General features: G+C 41.4%; 18 protein-coding genes. 6 read left to right on the top strand and 12 right to left on the bottom strand.

Translation table 11 applies throughout. The features are described from left to right. Positions 1-450 precede the first annotated feature (450 nt). The gene (locus ACN6MT_RS05025) at positions 451-2,550 is read right to left on the bottom strand and encodes a heterodisulfide reductase-related iron-sulfur binding cluster (protein ID WP_419954971.1); all 2,100 of its coding nucleotides are present in this window, start codon (positions 2,548-2,550) and stop codon (positions 451-453) included. A gap of 217 nt (positions 2,551-2,767) precedes the next feature. On the opposite strand from ACN6MT_RS05025, the gene cls reads away from it, so the two are divergent. The 3 genes from cls (at position 2,768) to ACN6MT_RS05010 (ending at position 5,137) form a co-directional block, all read left to right on the top strand. After that, entirely contained in the window at positions 2,768-3,970 is a 1,203-nt protein-coding gene (cls, locus tag ACN6MT_RS05020) for a cardiolipin synthase (protein ID WP_419954970.1), read from the top strand. 15 nt (positions 3,971-3,985) lie between these two features. Beyond that, complete coding sequence (gene uvsE, locus ACN6MT_RS05015) at positions 3,986-4,942, top strand: UV DNA damage repair endonuclease UvsE (protein ID WP_419954969.1); 957 nt, start codon at positions 3,986-3,988, stop codon at positions 4,940-4,942. Between the two features lie 66 nt (positions 4,943-5,008). Beyond that, on the top strand, positions 5,009-5,137 hold the full coding sequence (locus ACN6MT_RS05010; protein WP_082799618.1) for a DUF4023 family protein: 129 nt from the start codon (positions 5,009-5,011) through the stop codon (positions 5,135-5,137). Between the two features lie 407 nt (positions 5,138-5,544). Here the strand turns inward: ACN6MT_RS05010 and ACN6MT_RS05005 are convergent, their stop codons facing one another. The 5 genes from ACN6MT_RS05005 to speE form a co-directional block, all read right to left on the bottom strand. Then, entirely contained in the window at positions 5,545-5,724 is a 180-nt protein-coding gene (locus ACN6MT_RS05005) for an H-type small acid-soluble spore protein (protein ID WP_063254560.1), read from the bottom strand. A 176-nt stretch (positions 5,725-5,900) separates the two neighbouring features. Then, positions 5,901-7,571 (bottom strand): arginine--tRNA ligase, encoded by a 1,671-nt coding sequence (argS, locus tag ACN6MT_RS05000; RefSeq protein ID WP_419954968.1) that lies wholly within the window; start codon positions 7,569-7,571, stop codon positions 5,901-5,903. After that, a complete protein-coding gene (locus ACN6MT_RS04995) occupies positions 7,568-7,987 on the bottom strand; it encodes a DUF1934 domain-containing protein (protein ID WP_419954967.1) in 420 nt (139 codons plus the stop codon). The genes argS and ACN6MT_RS04995 overlap by 4 nt, the downstream gene beginning before the upstream one ends. 135 nt (positions 7,988-8,122) lie before the next feature. Further along, complete coding sequence (gene speB, locus ACN6MT_RS04990) at positions 8,123-8,995, bottom strand: agmatinase (RefSeq protein WP_063254557.1); 873 nt, start codon at positions 8,993-8,995, stop codon at positions 8,123-8,125. A gap of 280 nt (positions 8,996-9,275) precedes the next feature. Beyond that, positions 9,276-10,103 carry a spermidine synthase gene (gene speE / locus ACN6MT_RS04985; RefSeq protein WP_063254556.1) on the bottom strand — a complete coding sequence of 276 codons (828 nt, stop codon included), beginning with the start codon at positions 10,101-10,103 and terminating at the stop codon, positions 9,276-9,278. Positions 10,104-10,324: 221 nt separating this feature from the next. Between speE and ACN6MT_RS04980 the strand changes: the two genes are divergently transcribed. Continuing rightward, the gene (locus ACN6MT_RS04980; protein ID WP_419954966.1) at positions 10,325-12,394 is read left to right on the top strand and encodes a transglycosylase domain-containing protein; all 2,070 of its coding nucleotides are present in this window, start codon (positions 10,325-10,327) and stop codon (positions 12,392-12,394) included. 157 nt (positions 12,395-12,551) lie between these two features. Here the strand turns inward: ACN6MT_RS04980 and ACN6MT_RS04975 are convergent, their stop codons facing one another. Both ACN6MT_RS04975 and ACN6MT_RS04970 read right to left on the bottom strand, forming a co-directional pair. Beyond that, positions 12,552-13,064, bottom strand: coding sequence for a YwhD family protein (locus tag ACN6MT_RS04975; protein WP_419954965.1), 513 nt, complete (start codon positions 13,062-13,064; stop codon positions 12,552-12,554). Between the two features lie 66 nt (positions 13,065-13,130). Then, on the bottom strand, positions 13,131-13,784 hold the full coding sequence (locus tag ACN6MT_RS04970) for a site-2 protease family protein (RefSeq protein ID WP_419954964.1): 654 nt from the start codon (positions 13,782-13,784) through the stop codon (positions 13,131-13,133). A gap of 109 nt (positions 13,785-13,893) precedes the next feature. Between ACN6MT_RS04970 and ACN6MT_RS04965 the strand changes: the two genes are divergently transcribed. Further along, positions 13,894-14,079 (top strand): 2-hydroxymuconate tautomerase, encoded by a 186-nt coding sequence (locus ACN6MT_RS04965; RefSeq protein ID WP_045515968.1) that lies wholly within the window; start codon positions 13,894-13,896, stop codon positions 14,077-14,079. Positions 14,080-14,131: 52 nt separating this feature from the next. Here ACN6MT_RS04965 and ACN6MT_RS04960 read toward each other — a convergent pair whose 3' ends face one another. From ACN6MT_RS04960 to ACN6MT_RS04950, 3 genes are all read right to left on the bottom strand, one after another. After that, positions 14,132-14,641 carry a YwgA family protein gene (locus ACN6MT_RS04960; RefSeq protein WP_419954963.1) on the bottom strand — a complete coding sequence of 170 codons (510 nt, stop codon included), beginning with the start codon at positions 14,639-14,641 and terminating at the stop codon, positions 14,132-14,134. 23 nt (positions 14,642-14,664) lie between these two features. After that, on the bottom strand, positions 14,665-15,963 hold the full coding sequence (locus ACN6MT_RS04955; RefSeq protein ID WP_419954962.1) for an HD domain-containing protein: 1,299 nt from the start codon (positions 15,961-15,963) through the stop codon (positions 14,665-14,667). 119 nt (positions 15,964-16,082) lie between these two features. Beyond that, entirely contained in the window at positions 16,083-16,304 is a 222-nt protein-coding gene (locus ACN6MT_RS04950; RefSeq protein ID WP_179598768.1) for a DUF1450 domain-containing protein, read from the bottom strand. Between the two features lie 259 nt (positions 16,305-16,563). Between ACN6MT_RS04950 and ACN6MT_RS04945 the strand changes: the two genes are divergently transcribed. Beyond that, positions 16,564-17,322 (top strand): RsfA family transcriptional regulator, encoded by a 759-nt coding sequence (locus ACN6MT_RS04945; protein WP_419954961.1) that lies wholly within the window; start codon positions 16,564-16,566, stop codon positions 17,320-17,322. A 194-nt stretch (positions 17,323-17,516) separates the two neighbouring features. On the opposite strand, the gene ACN6MT_RS04940 is transcribed toward ACN6MT_RS04945, so the two are convergent. Continuing rightward, positions 17,517-18,347 (bottom strand): lipoate--protein ligase family protein, encoded by an 831-nt coding sequence (locus tag ACN6MT_RS04940; protein ID WP_419954960.1) that lies wholly within the window; start codon positions 18,345-18,347, stop codon positions 17,517-17,519. Positions 18,348-18,362 lie beyond the last annotated feature (15 nt).

Here is an 18,362-nt window from a genome sequence, read left to right as displayed (position 1 = left end):
AAGCACTCTCCCTATTCTTTAATCCTTTAATTGACTGAACGCTCGCTCGATTTATGCTTAAAAAAAATCCCCAAATGAAAACGTTTTCCTACTCACTTTCTATTTTACATAAAAAAAGGCAAAAGTTGAAATGTTTTACACAAAATTCTTAAGATTTTATGAATTCAAGCAACATTCAACTTTTGCCTCAACCGACTTATTCTGTCTAGCTCCGGCACCTAGCCAGTTTTCTTCCCGACCATGCTCCTTAGATTATCTTGTAACAATCATTGCTTGTTAAAGCGATGATTGTTACAGCTCGAGGTCACTTCGGTCCAACGGGTGAAGTTAAAGTGCACGACTTCACCCTCTGGCCCGCAAGTAGCTTGTCGGGGCTGAACACTAAGGAAAGCTCCTAGGATAATCCTCGCAGGAACAAGCTGTGCTTGTTCCGAAGGCGCCTCCGCTTTTCTAAGCTACTTCCCCACAGACTGCTTTTTCAAGGAGTTCTGCAACATCATAGGTTGAAATCTTTTCTTCTACTTCTTTTGCCTTTGTTCCGTCTGACAGCATGGTTAAACAGTACGGACATCCAGAACTGATAACAGATGGATTCACAGCTAGTGCCTGCTCCGTTCTTGAAACGTTAATACGGTGTCCGGTTTCTTCCTCCATCCACATCAAGCCGCCGCCTGCGCCACAGCACATTCCGGTTTCTCTGTTTCTTTCCATTTCCACAAGCTGCACACCTGGGATTGATTTTAAAATCTCCCTTGGCGGATCGTACACGTCGTTGTAACGACCTAAGTAACAGGAGTCATGGAAGGTAATCTTTTCATTAACCGCATGCTTTGGTACTAACTTGCCATCACGAACGAGTTCATATAGAACCTCTGTATGATGGTAAACCTCAGCCTCTAAACCAAAGTCAGGATATTCATTCTTGAAAATATTGTAGGCATGCGGGTCAATTGTAACGATTTTCTTCACTTCGGCCTTTTCAAATTCTTCAATATTTTTGCTAGCAAGCTCTTGGAACAAGAACTCATTACCAAGACGGCGCGGTGTATCACCAGAGTTTTTCTCTTTGTTACCTAGGATTGCAAACTTAACACCTGCTTCATTTAAAAGCTTTGCAAATGAAAGAGCGATTTTTTGGCTGCGGTTATCGTAGGATCCCATCGAACCAACCCAGAATAAGTATTCGAACTCCTCACCCTTTTTGTTCATTTCTTTTACCGTAGGAATTTCAACATCTTCACGAACTTCACGCCAAGATTCTCTCTCTTTACGATTTAAGCCCCAAGGATTTCCCTGACGCTCGATATTTGTCATTGCACGCTGTGCGTCTGCGTCTAACTTTCCTTCTGTTAAAACAAGATAACGGCGAAGGTCAATAATTTTATCCACATGCTCGTTCATTACTGGACATTGATCCTCACAATTACGGCAAGTCGTACATGCCCAGATTTCCTCTTCGGTAATGACATCGCCAATCAAGCTTGGATTATAAGCAAGTGTTGCTGCTGTTTCTTGGGCACCTTGACCACTTGCAGCTAGTGCGATTTGATTCCCTTTGGTGCTGCCAAACGCGAAGGTCGGAACCCACGGCTGTTTTGAAGTAACGGCCGCACCATGATTGGTTAGATGGTCACGCATTTTAACAATTAAATCCATTGGCGACAGCATTTTTCCTGTTCCTGTTGCAGGACACATATTCGTACAGCGACCACATTCTACACAAGCATAAAAATCGATCATTTGGTGCTGCGTAAAATCCTCAATTTTTCCAACACCGAAGGATTCCTGTGACTCGTCCTCAAAATCGACCTTCTTCAACTTACCTGCTTTTTCTAAACGGTTAAAATATACATTTGCCGGTCCGGCAATTAAGTGTGCGTGTTTTGATTGTGGAACATACACTAAGAAGGTCAGTAAGAATAATAAATGAATCCACCATGCCACATAAAAAATGACAATTGAAGCGGTTTCACCAATCCCTGAAAAAATAAGCGCAATTAACGATGCAATTGGCTCTGTCCAAGTGGCTTCGTGACCGTGCCAGATAATGCCCATTCCGTTTCCGACAAGAACGGAAAGCATTAATCCGCCGATAAAAATCAATACAAGACCCGATTTAAAGTTGCGCTTCAAGCGGACAAGTTTTTCCACATAACGGCGGTAAAAAGCCCAAATAACCGCAACAAGAATCATCAATGTAACGATTTCTTGGAAAAAGGTAAACCCTGCATACAACGGCCCCAGCGGTAAATGAGAGCCCGGTACTAATCCCTTCCAAATGAAATCAATGGCACCAAATTGGACGAGAATAAATCCATAAAAGAACATCACATGCATGATCCCACTCTTTTTGTCCTTTAATAACTTCTTCTGCCCAAACACATTGACCCAGATTTTTTGCATTCGTTCTTTGACTTTATTGTCAAACTCGACTTTTTTCCCCAGCTTAATGAATTCAATCCTCGTTTTTACTACGTAAACGAACAGACTGACTGCGTAAGCGGTTACAGCAAGAAATGCAATGAGATTCACCCATAAAAGCCCATTCATTCAATACGCCCCCTTTGTTTTGTTCCCATCCCTAATTGTTTATCTTTAGTAGAAAATTTTAAAACAATAAAATTTTCTGACTACTATTACCACCATTATATAATGAATGAGCATTCAGTCAAATGGTTTTCTGAAAATTTATTTGACTTTTATTCAAATTCATACTATAGCCTCTGTTTGGCAAACCTAACAGAAATGATTGGAGGAACGATACTGCATGCATTTACCATCCATAGTCATCGCTCTTATACTTCTTATCATTGTTTGGTTTTATCTTGATCTTACATTAGGCAGAAAAAAGCATCGCTCGTCTTTTCAAAAAAGAGAAACCCCGATTCTGTATGGAAACTTTGATATTTTTCCACATGGAAAAGAGCTGTTTGCCGATTATTTTCAAGAATTAAGAAATGCCCAGAACCATATTCATATCCTTTTTTATATTGTGAGGGATGACCAATTTAGCCAGCAGTTTTTCGATATTTTAAAAGCAAAAGCTAGAGAGGGAATTGAAGTTAGATTATTGGTCGATCAGATTGGCAGTCATAAGGTGAAAAAGCCTGCAATAAGAGAATTACGTAATGCCGGTGTACAATTTGCCTTTAGCAATCGAATACGGCTTCCCTTCCTTTTTTATTCCTCTCAGGTGCGAAACCATCGAAAGATATCGATTATTGATGGAAAAATTGGCTATCTTGGCGGGTACAATATTGGTAAAGAATATATTGATCAAGATCCGAAGCTAAGTCCCTGGCGCGATTACCATTTAAAGATTACTGGTGAAAGTGTGCCATTTCTGCAGCGTGAGTTTTTTATTGATTGGAATGAATACGCTTCTGATCATGTGATTGTCGATTCTCGTTATGCTCCTCGGCAGCCCAAAGGGACAGTACCACATCAATTTGTTCCCACAGAGGCAGGCTTCCTTGAAGAAAAGTATTTCCACTTCATTGAAAACGCAAAAAAGTCGATTACGATTGGTACTCCGTATTTTATACCAAGCAAAAAACTCATGGATGAACTGCTTCGGGCTGCCAAGCGCGGAATTAAAATTACCATTGTTGTGCCATATATTACTGATCATATGCTTGTACAAGAGGCTTCATACCGATATTTACGCAAGATGTTATTAGCGGGAGCACAGGTTTTTCAGTATAAGAATGGTTTTTACCATGCAAAATCTATTATCATCGATGATCATTTATGTGATATCGGTTCGGCAAATTTTGATAAAAGAAGTTTATTTTTAAACAAAGAAATTAATTGTTATTTTTTTGACCCTGCCTTTGTAGAACGGTTTAGGGGTGTCCTCCATAAAGATATTCTTGATTCAAAACCATTGAAACTAGAGGACCTCAATAAGCCAAACTTTTTAAGGTCGATAAAGGAAGGCATCGCTGGGGCCTTTTCATTCTTTTTATAATAAGGAGTTAGTACGATGAAGATTCGTTTCGGCTATGTTTCAACTGCTATTACCTTGTGGGATGCTTCTCCATCGAAGACACTTACCTTTACACGCTACCAGCAGCTATCTGAAAAAGAGCGTAAAGATAAGTTACTTGAGCTCACCAGGCTCAATTTAGCCCATACGCTTCGAATGCTCTATTTCAATCTCGCCCATGAAATTGAATTGTACCGGCTTTCCAGTTCAATTGTACCGTTAGCGACCCATCCAGATGTGTTTTGGGATTTTGTTACCCCCTTTAAGAAGCAGTGGAAGGAAATTGGCCAGCTAATCAAAAAGAATAACTTAAGAGTTAGCTTTCATCCTAATCAATACACGTTATTTACCTCTCCGCAGCAAAAAATAACCGATAATGCCGTTATCGATATGGAATATCATTATCGAATGTTTGAGGCCATGGGTGTCGAAGATAGAGGCATGATGAATATTCATATTGGGGGCGCCTATGGAGATAAGGTGGAAACGATTGTCCGTTTTCATGAGAATCTAAAAAAGCTTCCGTCACATATCAAACGTGCGATGACCTTAGAAAATGACGACAAAACCTACAATACAGAGGAGACCTTGCTTGCCTGTGAAAAAGAGACGATTCCCTTTGTATTCGATTATCATCACCACATGGCTAATCTTTGCGAACCTCCGCTCGAGGAGCTGCTGCCGAGGATTTTTAAGACATGGGATCATGTTGATCTTATTCCTAAAATCCATATTTCCTCTCCTAAAGCTGAAAAAGAATTCAGGTCTCATGCAGATTTTGTGGACCTCGAATTTATCATGCCGTTAGTAAAAATGCTGAAGGAAATTGGGCAGGATGTCGACTTCATGATTGAGGCGAAGGCAAAGGATCAGGCTACTTTGAAATTAGTCGAAGATATTAGTAAAGTACGCGGCTTTAAACGCATTAGCGGGGCAGCGATTGAGGTGAAATAACTCCCAGCATTTTTTTAAGCGGGATTGGTTAAAGTAACAACAGATTCACACAAGGAGGGATTGTCGATGGAAAGCACCAGCCAATTCGTACAAAAATTAGCGGAAAATGAAAAAAAGCAAAAGAAAAATCAAAAGCATGGCAACAACGACCCGGAAAGCAAATTACCAAACCATAAGCATTCACAAGGCGTCTAAAAAGATAAGCTGAAGTGCCCTGATCAGCAGTTAGGGCGCTGCAGCTAGACAGTAATCTAAGTTCAAGACATATACTTTATTTATGAGAGGCTCTGTTATGAATTCTTTGTTGATTTTCGTGTAGGCAGATAGGTAGGAGAATTCATAGACGGAGAATTTCCGGTTAATGTATATAGGGGACGCTTAAGAAGCAGATATAAGCGGAGGGATTCCGGTTAACTGCTCTAAATAAGACAAAATCCATAGATTTTGATCATCTAACCGGAAAAACTCCACTTATTTTTAATAAAATATGGGCATATCCCAATTTAGCCGGAAATCCTCCGTTTATTTTTCAAACACAAAAAGTCAACATCAGACTTTAACAAAGCTTTTTGAAAAAGAGTCTCCCTTTCGAGGAGACTCTTTTACTCTTCAATAAGATTCAAGACTGGAACTTCCAGTTCATTTTCCGGATCAGACTTCGCATACACCCGCGCCATCTTCGTGTTATCATCCACATGCTGAATAATCACCGGCGTTCCCTCATACGTCACATTAATCATATCCATCGAATCAGCAATTTCCTTCGCTCTTCCCACATTCATCAGGGCCACTCCTCATCTAAAAAGTACCTTCATAATATCTACCAAAAAACGGATAAATATTCAGCGATGAATATTTGGTGACAGGCACCGCTCGTGGACACTTTCCACCCCATATGGACACTACGGACCCAATGGAAATAGTAAAAATGGCTCCCTCAATGGGAGCCATGAACATTTTACATTTTTTCTGGAGCTGATACACCGATTAATGCAAGGGCATTTCGCAGTGTGATTTGAACGGTTTTGATTAACGCGAGGCGTGCCTTCGTGCGTTCTGGCTGCTCGCTGTCGAGTACTTTTTCTGCATTGTAAAAGCTGTGGAAGGTTGAAGCCAGTTCCATGATATAGTTCGTCACACGGTGAGGTACGCGCTTTACTGCTGCCTCGCTAACTGCCTGCGGGAACTCTCCAAGCTTTTTCAATAACTCGATTTCTTTTTCTGCACCAATTAATGAGAAATCCGCATCTTTATCGATTTTAATCCCCTGCTCTTCACCTGAGCGCAGGATGCTGCAGATTCTTGCGTGTGCATATTGAGCATAATACACAGGATTTTCATTTGATTCTGAGACAGCTAAATCCAAATCAAAGTCCATATGTGTATCCGAACTTCTCATCGCAAAGAAGTAACGAGTGGCATCGAGGCCGACCTCATCGACCAAATCACGCATCGTGACAGCCTTACCTGTACGCTTACTCATCTTCATCTTCTCACCGTTTTTATAAAGGTGAACAAGCTGAATGATTTCAACCTCGAGGGCGTCTGCAGCATAGCCAAGTGACTGAATCGCCGCTTTCATCCGTGGAATATAACCATGGTGATCCGCACCCCAAATATTAATCAGCTTTTCAAAGCCGCGGTCAAGCTTGTCCTTATGGTAAGCGATATCCGGCGTCAAATACGTATACGAGCCATCCTGCTTAATCAGCACGCGGTCCTTATCGTCACCAAAATCGGTTGAACGAAGCCAAGTTGCGCCCTCTTCCTCATAAATATAGCCGCTCTCACGAAGCACATTTAATGCCTCGTCAATTTTCCCATTTTTATAAAGAGACGTTTCAGAATACCAAACATCAAACTTAACCCGGAAATCCTCAAGGTCCTTTTGCAATTTTGCCATTTCGTATTTCAAGCCGTATTCACGGAAAAATTCAAAACGCTCCTGCTCATCCACATTTACATATTTATCGCCAAATTCTTCTGCCAGCGACTTCCCAATTCCAATAATGTCCGCACCATGATAGCCATCCTCTGGCATAGGCTTGTCTTGACCAAGCGCTTGGAAATAGCGTGCCTCAACAGATAATGCCAGGTTATTAATCTGATTCCCCGCGTCATTAATATAGTATTCACGGGAAACATCATAGCCAGCCTTTGCTAGAATATTGCAAAGGGTGTCGCCGACTGCCGCACCACGAGCATGACCAAGGTGAAGGTCACCCGTTGGATTTGCGGAAACAAACTCTACCTGAACCTTCTGCTTGCCGCCAACCGTTGTTTCTCCGTACTTTTCCCCTGCCTCAAGAACCGTTGGAATCAAATCAGTTAAGTAAGCATTATTCATATAAAAATTGATGAACCCTGGTCCCGCCAATTCAATTTTTTCAATGTAAGCTTTGGAGCGATCGAAATTTTCAATGAGTGCTTCGGCTATCATTCTCGGCGCTTTCTTCGCCACACGCGCAAGCTGCATCGCCATGTTGGTGGAATAATCGCCGTGTGCCTTCTCTTTTGGAACCTCCAGGATAACATCTGGAATTTGTTCTTCTGTGGCAAGATTGGCCTTCACAACCGCTGCCCGTATTTCCTCTTTTAAACGACTTTGAACCTGTTCAACTATATTCATTTCTTCTCCTCCTGAAACGCTATTTCTAACTGATAGGTACTTGTCTTTGCACCCTCCATTGAAAAATCATAAACCACACCGAATCGGCCTTTACCATTTTCATAGGAAAAATCTATTCTTTTTGCTTTTGTCACGGTTGCAAATTGGCCAAACGGCATTTCATAACTGCCATTTAACTTACGATTCAACTCAAACGGCAGACGCATCTTAATCGCACCTCCGCGTAAAATAAGGGCCTCATGATGTCCCATCTTCACAATAGTCCGGACACTTCCCTCTTCCACGGTTTCCTCATATCGAAGATACGCTGCATTTCCTTTTTCAAAGTATGTACCAAATACCATCAATTCAAAAGTCTCATCGTGGTCAATTGTTGTTTTTACGTTAATTTTCACAGGTAACTCAGGGATTGACAATGAAACGCACACCCTTTTTAAAAATAAACCTTATCTAGGTCCTTTAAAATTTTACACACTTTTATCATTATACCTATAGTATGTACACAATTCAAAAGATGCCTGCCCCACTATTGGGACAGGCACTAAAAATCGTTATTTCACCCAGCCAAGAAGCATTTCACGAATCAATTTGCTGGCGGTATTCGCTGTTTGCTCAGAAGGATCGTAGATAGGAGCTACTTCAACAAGGTCGCAGCCAACTACGTTTACACCAGAGCGGGCAATTTCATGAATAGAAGCAAGCAGCTCACGAGATGTAATCCCTCCGGCGTCAACCGTACCAGTACCTGGTGCATGCGCAGGATCCAGCACATCGATATCAATCGTTACATAAACAGGGCGTCCAGCAAGTTCAGGGAGGATTTCTTTTAACGGCTGATGAACTTCGAATTTTGAAATATGCATGCCGTTTTCTTTTGCCCATTGGAATTCTTCCTTCATCCCCGAGCGGATTCCAAAAGAATACACATTTTTTGGTCCGATATGTTCCGCAATTTTGCGAATCGGAGTGGAGTGGGATAATGGTTCGCCTTCATAGTTCTCTCTTAGATCTGTGTGGGCATCCATATGAATGATTGCTAAATCAGGGTATTTCTTATATACCGCCTTCATGACTGGCCAAGACACCAAGTGCTCGCCGCCCATTCCAAATGGAAACTTACCAGCAGCTAGAACTTGATCTACGAAATCCTCAATTAAATCCAAGCTCTTTTGCGCATTTCCAAAAGGAAGTGGAATATCGCCGGCGTCAAAATACTTTACTTCTTCCAGCTCACGATCTAGATACGCGCTATACTCCTCCAGACCAATCGAAACCTCGCGAATACGAGCAGGGCCAAATCGTGACCCTGGGCGATAGCTTACCGTCCAGTCCATCGGCATCCCGTAAAGCACAACCTGACTCTCTTCAAAACTCGGATGACTCTTTATAAACACATTACCAGAATAACTCTCATCAAAACGCATGTAACTTCCCTCACTTCTATGTATTAACCAATCTAGAATTGATTGGATATCGGTCACTCTAGGATACCTATAGTGACCGTATATCCTCTTTTATTGCCATCTCAGTCACTATAAGCATTCTTTAGCTACCGTAAAACCTCTTTCATTACCGTTTCGGTCACTATAAACCGTTTATAACGACCGTAATCTTGATTTCAACAGCTCTTCGGTCACTAACTGTCCACCTCAGGTGGAAAGTGTCCACGAGCGGTGACAGGCACCCAAAAAATTGGCACCCAAATTACTTCAATAAATCCCCAACAAACTTAGGCAGTACGAATGCTGCTTTGTGTAGTTCTTTTGTGTAGTATTTGGTTTCGATTTCGTGGAAGCGGTCTTCGCTTACTTCGAGTGGGTCGTATTTTTTGGATCCGATGGTGAATGCCCATAGTCCGCTTGGGTATGTTGGGATGTTTGCAACATACAAACGGGTAATCGGAAATATTTCGCGGACGTCGCGCTGTACACTGCGAATTAAATCAGCCTTGAACCAAGGGTTATCTGACTGGGCTACAAAGATACCATCTTCTTTTAAAGCCTTAGAAATCCCAGCGTAGAATCCTTTTGTAAATAAGTTTACTGCTGGACCTACCGGCTCAGTTGAGTCCACCATAATCACATCATATTCATTTTCACTTTTAGCAATATGCATGAACCCGTCATCGACGCGGACATCTACACGAGGGTCATCCAGCATTCCAGCAATTTCAGGTAAGTACTTTTTAGAGTACTCAATGACTTTACCGTCAATATCTACAAGCGTTGCTTTCTTAACGCTTGGGTGCTTCAAGACTTCGCGAATAACGCCGCCGTCACCGCCGCCGACAACTAAAACGTTCTCTGGATTAGGATGTGTGAACAAAGGGATATGTGCCACCATTTCATGATATACGAACTCGTCTTTAACAGAGGTCATGACCATGTCATCTAATAGAAGCATATTGCCCCATTCTTCTGTTTCCACCATATCAAGCTTTTGAAATTCTGTTTGTTCGGTATGTAAAATTTTATTGATTTTCATGGTGATACCAAAGTTTTCAGTTTGCTTTTCTGTAAACCAAATTGCCATGTTCAACATCCTTCCGTATCTTTTTTAGTCAAGCCTTTATTCCCATGAATTCATTCCATTTTTATCGTACCCAAACTATTGAATTACAAACATAAAGAAAAGTCTAGCATAATCTATCAAATTTTCTAGAAATATTTTCTTTTTGGTAGTTTAAAAACACTGTCTTATTTCAATACTGTAACTATGGGCATTTTATCAAAGTGGTGAAGGAGGGTATTGCTGTGGAAGTTATGACGAATCATGGGTTTCGAAAAACGTTAAAATACTTGCGTGCTTTTATTATCATTAGTTTGATAGGCTTTGGCTGCATGTTCGTTGTTTTTCTTGGAATTCTTGGTTATGCCAAAATTCTTGGCGCACCGCCGTTGGCTGTCCCGCAATCCACACTGTTCTTTGCCAATGATGGATCGTTAATCGGTGAGAGCAACAGCGGTCAAAAACGGTACTGGGTACCCCTCGAAGAAATTTCACCAGATTTAATCAATGCGACCATTTCCATTGAAGATAAAAACTTTTATGAACATAATGGCTTTGACTATAAACGGATTGCAGGCGCGATCCTCGCCGATGTAAAAGCAGGTGCGAAGGTCCAAGGTGCCAGCACCATCACCCAGCAATACGCACGGAATCTCTTCCTTGAGCACGACAAAACATGGTCACGGAAATTGCATGAAGCCTTTTATGCGATCCGTATTGAAATGAACTATTCCAAAGAAGAAATCTTGGAAGGCTATTTGAACACGATTTATTATGGTAACGGTGCCTATGGTGTCCAAGCAGCCAGCCAATTTTATTATGGAAAAAATGCTTCTGAGTTATCCCTTGCTGAGAGCGCGATGTTAGCCGGTGTTCCAAAAGGTCCTAGTTACTATTCGCCACTGGAATCATTAGAAAATGCTACAAAGCGCCAAGGGATTATTTTAAACACAATGGTTGAAAACGGCTATATAAAAAAGGAAGCCGCCCAAAAGGCAAAGGCCACGCCGCTTACATTTGTCGGTGAACATCCACATAAACGGGTAGAGGCAGCGCCTTATTTTCAAGATGCCGTAAAAAATGCTTTAAAAAATCAACTCCAGCTTGATGAACGGACCATCGCTCTTGGCGGCTTAAAAGTATATACCACACTCGATCTAAAACAGCAGCAAGAGGCTGAAAAACAAATTCAGGATACTATTGCGAGTGGTTCCGAAATCCAAGTCGGTCTCATCGCAATGGACCCGAAAAACGGATATGTAAAAGCCATGGTCGGCGGCCGCAATTATGAACAAAGTCCATTTAATCGGGCGGTTCAAGCGGTTCGTCAGCCGGGCTCAACGATAAAACCTATCTTATATTACGCGGCACTAAGTCATGGCTTTACACCATCTTCTACAATGAGAAGTGAACTAACAACCTTTAAACTGGATGATGGCCAAACAGAATATTCACCGCATAACTTTAATAACAAGTATGCTGATGGTGAAATTACACTTGCTCAAGCCCTTGCCGTCTCTGATAACATTTACGCTGTTAAAACTCACCTTTTTATGGGGACTGAAACACTCATTAATCAAGTTAAGAAGTTTGGTATCTCAACAAAAATGGATAAAGTTCCATCGTTGGCTCTAGGAACCTCAGGCGTACGGGTCATTGATATGGCAAATGCCTATAGTCTTTTTGCCAACGGCGGTAAAAAAGTAACCCCTACACTTATTACAAGAGTAGAAGATTATAATGGCGATGTTATTTTTGAAAGTAATAATGAAGCAGAAAAAGTCTTAGACCCTGCTAAAGCTTTTGTCATGACACAAATGATGACAGGGATGTTTGATAAAAAGCTGAACGGCTATGCGAAGGTAACGGGCAACTCCCTGATTGATGACATTACACGTCCTTATGCTGGAAAATCTGGCTCGACTGAAACAGACAGCTGGATGATTGGGTATACACCTCAGCTGGTAACGGCGGTTTGGGCTGGTCATGATGTTGGAAAGCCGATAACCCTTACTGCTGAAAAAAGTTATGCTAAGAAGATTTGGGTAAAGTTTATGGAGGAGTCGCTAAAAGGTAAGCCAGTCAAGGCGTTTAGCCCGCCGAAAGAAGGAGTCATAGGTGTTTACATTGACCCTGAAAACGGCAAGCTAGCTTCAAAAGATTGCCCTGTCCGCCGGTTTACCTACTTTGTTGCCGGAACCGAGCCGACAGAATACTGTACCGATCATTTAAATCATAAAGAAGATAAACCAAAAGGAAAGAAACAGGAAACAAAGGACCCATGGTATAAGAGGATATTTAATTGGGGTAATTAAAAGCTCTAGGTATGAATGTTCGCAGTTGTGATAGCTGGATAAAATGGAAAAGCTCCGGGGATTGGTCTCCGGAGCTTTTCCTGTCCTAGTCTTACAGTGTTTACACACTGCATATATTTTACAACTTTTCGGCAAAAATTGCTATTGTAAAAAATGATTATTCTACAGCTAATCCTTTTTTCAGCTCTTCCGCTGAGTTATTCCACATGTCTTGATTGTGATTTTGGAGAAAATCGGATAGAATTTTCTTCGATTTATCGTCCATATGATCGACGATGATATAACGCTTCAAAGATTTATCCATTCTGTTTACGTGTTCAGGAAGTGATTTGTAACCGCGGCGGATTTCGCGGTCCACTGTCATTTCGCAGGCCGTAACTCCCGCATAATAAGGACCCTCCTGCTTTCTGTCCACAGTCACCCACACCAGCCAGTACGGTTTCGCGTTCGGAACCTCTTCCTTGGTCTTAAGGAATTTAATTCCCTTTTCAACCACACTGCGCGCATGCATAGCGCCAACATCAATAACCGCGTCACCAGCATCGACATCTATAATGACCGGGGAAACATTATCGAGGCTTAACGCGCCCTTGCCAAAGCCTTTATGTCCATCCGTCGGATCAGGTTTTATAATATTAAAGCCAAGTGGTTTTTTCTTATTTTCTTCCATTAAAGCTTCTAACCTCCTATTTTGAAAAGCTGCAGCGCCTTGTCTAGGCGCTTCCGCTAGACTATGTTAAAAAAACAAATTATAAAAGAAATTATTTAATCCCTGCCAGAGTCCAGGGATAATGAATTGGAAAATCGGCTGAATGGTGTAACGATCAAGAGGAGTAATCACCAATATCAGAAAAATTAAGACACCGTACTGTTCAAATTGAGTCATTTTTGCCCGAACATCGTTTGGAGCTAAATCCTCGACAATCCGATAGCCATCCAGCGGCGGAAATGGCAATAAATTAAAGACAAACAGCACCAGATTAAGCCAGTTAAAAATCTCAAAAAACTCAAATATACCTGGGAGATTTACAGCTAACCCTGTCCGTGCTAATCCAAATGCCATCAAAAAACCAAGTGCTGCCAGGACTAGATTACTAAGAGGACCAGCTACAGAAACTAATATACCTGCCAGACGCGGTTTTTTAAAGAAAAAACGATTAACGGGCACCGGACGAGCCCAGCCGAACCCGGCAATAAAAATTAAGATCGTACCAAATGGGTCAAGGTGCTTCAGCGGGTTCAATGTCAAACGCCCCTGCTTTTGAGCCGTATGATCTCCGAACTTATAGGCGACATAAGCATGTGCAAATTCATGAAACGTGAACGCGATCATCAACGTAATCGCGACATAGGGAATTTCCCTTAATGAATAGGCAAGGAATCCTTCCAAATTAGTTTCCCCATTTCTCCTCTATTTTCCTATAAGTATACCTTAAACTGGATATAAAATGAAAATGTTTGCTAAACTATCCTTGTAGTAATCAAAGGAGGAATACATAATGCCATATGTGACTGTAAAAATGCTTCCAGGACGTACAGATGATCAAAAAAGAGCACTTGTTGAAAAAGTAACGGACGCTGTCAGTGAAACGACTGGAGCTCCAAAAGAAGCAGTTGTTGTTTTTATTGAAGAAATGCAGAAAGAACATTACGGTGTTGCCGGCGTTAGAGCAAGCGATAAATAATCAAAAAGCGTCCGTGTCTTTGAAGGAAACTTCAAAAACACGGACGCTTTTTCTATTGGAGCTTAGCTTTTCCTTTTAATGCCTCAATATAAGCATAAGCCTGGTCAATTTCTTCTTCTGTATAGCGCTGGCTGCTTTTTAACGTAAATACTTTGTCGGTTACTTCTTCTTTCGATAGATTATCAAAATATAAAACCGTCGAAACTAACTCGAGGAATCTAGCATTCTGCTCGTTCATGTCTTCAAGGCAATCTTGTAAAAATGGCATCTCGACTTCATTTAAGCTCAAAAACTCTTTCCCCGTGTCTGTCAGCGTATAGCGATATTGAAAATAACCGCCTTTTTTCTCTTTGATTTCATTGAGAAAACCCATATTGCAAAGCTCTTCAACACGCAGCGTTAGTTCCTCAGAATATGGACCATAAAAATGAAACTGAAACCGCTCATGGAACGGAAAGGACACCTTTTTGGCAATGTATATCATCTTCTGCAGCTTTTTTCTCCCAATAATCTCTCCGGATACTAAAACAGCCTGCATCAGCTTGGCATGATCTTTTAACAACACAGTCATCTCCTACTCCAGGATTATATCTCTAATAGGGTACGTATTTGTCTTTTTATGTCTGTTTCCGAGGATTCATCCTGTAGGAAATCACCGGGGTAATATAATTTATGGTCGGTTCTCCTCTTACCAGAGATGGCATCCACAATCTCGGACTCCCGGGAAAGCTCCTTCAATTCCCCGCTTTTCATTAATAAATGAATCGGCAATCGCTCTTCTTCTTCACCTGGACGATAGAAATCGTATGGCAGGTCAGAAGATGAATCGACAACTAAGTAATATTCCGGGTCAATCCCTGCTTTTTCAAAAAGACGGGTCAGTTCAGCGAGCTTCTTATATTCCTTTGCAGGGTCAAACTCGGCATATTTAAAAAGATTACGGTTCACAAATCGCCGGCAAAGGTCGCTTAAAATATCGTCGTCCTCTTCCTGCCAGATTTGGAAGTAATACAATATAATGGATTCATCTAACTTTAAATAATCTTCTAGCGTTACTTTATCGGTAAAAAAAGTATAAAAGTGCAACGGTTCATTTTTAAAAGAATAGTTGTTTTCGTACAGCTGCTTGGCTCGGTGAAGAATTTTGGTCAAAATAACCTCAGCACTGCGGGACACAGGATGAAAGTATACCTGCCAATACATCTGATAGCGGCTCATAATATAATCCTCAACCGCATGCATACCGCTCTTTTTAATGACTACTTGGTCTTCTTTCGGCCTCATGACACGAAGAATCCGCTCCATATCAAATTGACCATAGCTTACTCCGGTAAAATAAGCGTCTCGCTGTAAATAGTCCATCCGATCGGCATCGATTTGACTGGAAATCAAGCTGACGACTAGTTTTTTTGCAGATGTTTTCGCAATCACCTCAGCAACTTGCTGAGGAAAATTCGGACTAACCTTTTTTAGAACGGCGTTAACCTCTGTATTTCCTAAAACGATATTCTGGGTAAAATCTTCATGGTCAAAATCGAAGACTTTTTCAAACGAATGGGAAAATGGGCCATGCCCTAAATCGTGGAGAAGTGCAGCACATAGGGTTAGGAGGCGGTCATCATCATTCCATTCCGGTCTGCCTGCAAACACATCATCAATGATACGGCGGACGATTTCATATACTCCGAGAGAGTGGTTGAAACGACTGTGCTCAGCTCCATGGAACGTTAAAAAAGTGGTTCCGAGCTGTTTAATACGGCGCAGGCGCTGAAACTCTTTTGTTCCGACTAGATCCCAAATGACACGGTCACGTACATGAATGTAGCGGTGAACAGGATCTTTAAACACTTTTTCTTCACTCAGTTTTTCCGCCGAATATAGCATTGCTTTCCCTCTTCCTCTAAACTTTCTTCTATTATATCCCAATTTCCAGCAATTTTCTGCAGGATTTTTCGACAATCCTCTAAAAAGAAAAATCACCTTCGTTCGTAAGAAAAAGGTGATTATTTTAGCTTTTTATTTACTTTCTCCATTAATTCCTCTTCCGTTAGGGCAGCAACCGGACGGTTATTGACAAAGGCAAATGTTTTCTTCCGGCCAGGTCCACAATAAGATTGGCAGCCAATTTTAATTTCAGCTTCAGGATCCAATTCTTTCAAACGAGGGATTAATGTCTTTAGATTCACGGCCTGACAATCATCACAAACGCGGAATTCATTTGACATTACTTCCACCCTTTCTTATCTATTACTACTATTTTAGCCAACTTTATAACCGTTTAACTCCTTAGATATCTTACAATTTCTTTCAATCCATTGCAAGTTGCTTTTCTTTGGCAATCCTTCTAACTCTTTCAGTTAAAAAAACTATTATCCTTGCAGACATTTTGGTATAAACCTTGACAAACTTGTCCAAGATAAGACTAGAACTTTTAAAAACTCATCTTGAGTTAATCGTAATTATTATTTAGGGAGTTGAAAAGATATGAAAGTAAGGCAAGATGCATGGACAGATGAAAATGATCTTTTGTTAGCTGAAACCGTTCTTCGACATGTACGCGAGGGCAGTACCCAGCTAAATGCTTTTGAAGAGGTAGGCGACAAGTTAAATCGGACTTCTGCAGCGTGTGGATTCAGATGGAATGCCGTTGTGCGCCACCGCTATGAAAAAGCATTGCAATTAGCAAAAAAACAACGGAAACAAAGACAAAGAGTACTAGGGAAAGACCAAGGAGGAAAGAAGAAGTTACTCTACAATCCTCCAGTACCTGCTGCTGATGACTTTGAAACACTTTCAGCACCAGTGGAAGTACCAATGGAAGCTTCCTATGAAATGCCAGATTTAACCGCTGAAATTGCAGAAGAAACGTATGTAAAACCTGAAGTGTATGTGAAGCAGCCGGTTCAAACGTACAGACCATCCGTACCAGCAGGTGGTTTATCGCTTGATAGCGTGATTGATTACTTACAAAACTTCAATCATGCGAATCTGCAAAATGAAGCATTAAAAAGTGAGAATGAAAGATTAAAGCGTGAAATTGCAGATCTGCGCAGACAAAATGAGGAAATGGCAGCAAAAATCGAAGGTCTCGAGCAAAATACCGAAACCATCCAAGAAGATTACGAGACACTTATGAAAATTATGAACCGCGCTCGTAAGCTTGTATTATTTGAAGAAGAAGAAAGACCTGCGACAAAATTCAAAATGGACCGCAATGGGAATTTAGAGAAGGTCGCTGAGTAAAACGAAAAGCGGAAGGCGCCTGCCTATCGGCGACAGGCATAAGACAAGCCGGCAGGAAGGTTGCTTTTTAACCTTCTTGACGGATTGGCTTATGACCCCGAGCCGATGGCGCCTGGAGCTAGACAACAAAATTTTGGGAGAAGAGCAATATCCTCTTAAAGAAAGCCGTAAATCCTTTTGAGATTTACGGCTTTTTACATTTCATCCAGTTTTAGATTTCGTTCCACGATTCTTTGGTGATAACCGGGGAGAAGTTCTAGTTCAAATTCATTTAATGATCCCGAATACAGATAGCCGGTGTTGTTTTTTAATTGGTTTAATAGACGTAGTAAACAATCCGAGATGGTTAACGGTGTTTCCAAAAGCTCAGATAGTGACGCCATTACTTCCGGGACAATCTCCGGATATGTAAATTTTGTCGGCTGCTCTTTTTTGGCAATTTCATAAAACTGTTTAATTACCTCAGCACGCCCACTGCCGCTCCCATTGACACACAAATAAATTTGTACCGCCACCCCTTTTTTAAGCCGGCGCTGTGAGATACCCGCGAATTTTCTTCCATTGATACTAAGGTCATAGCTTCCTGGACAATAGGAGCCAACGATTTCTCTTGCCTCGATTCTCTTATTAAAATCAGCAAACATGTTTTCAACAAGCTGCCACATCGTATCGTAGCCTCGGTTGATATCAATGCCCTTTTCACTCTCAGGTAAAATCAGTGAAATATTTAGGACCCCTTCATCGAGGACAACTGCTAAGCCGCCAGAATTGCGTACAATAGACTGATAGCCCTGTTCCCTTAGAAACTGCCTTCCTTCTTTTAAAAATGGCAGTTTCGTATCTTGTATTCCGAGAACGATGGTATTGTCATGAACCCAGGTTCGTGCCGTTGCTGGAGCCTTTCCTGAGCCGATTGAGGCACAAAGTGTATCGTCTATCCCGAATGATTGTAATGCTTGAAAATGCCTGCCTGCGGTGGACTGATCGATTATCCTCCATTCTGGCTGACGTAATAAACCTTCCATATTGGTTTCTCCTCA

It is taken from the genome of Neobacillus niacini (assembly GCF_048572935.1).
In the GTDB taxonomy this organism is placed as follows: Bacteria; Bacillota; Bacilli; order Bacillales; family Cytobacillaceae; genus Neobacillus; species Neobacillus niacini.
The sequence above is the reverse complement of the archived record's forward strand: the minus strand, read 5'-3'. Positions and strand labels throughout refer to the sequence as shown.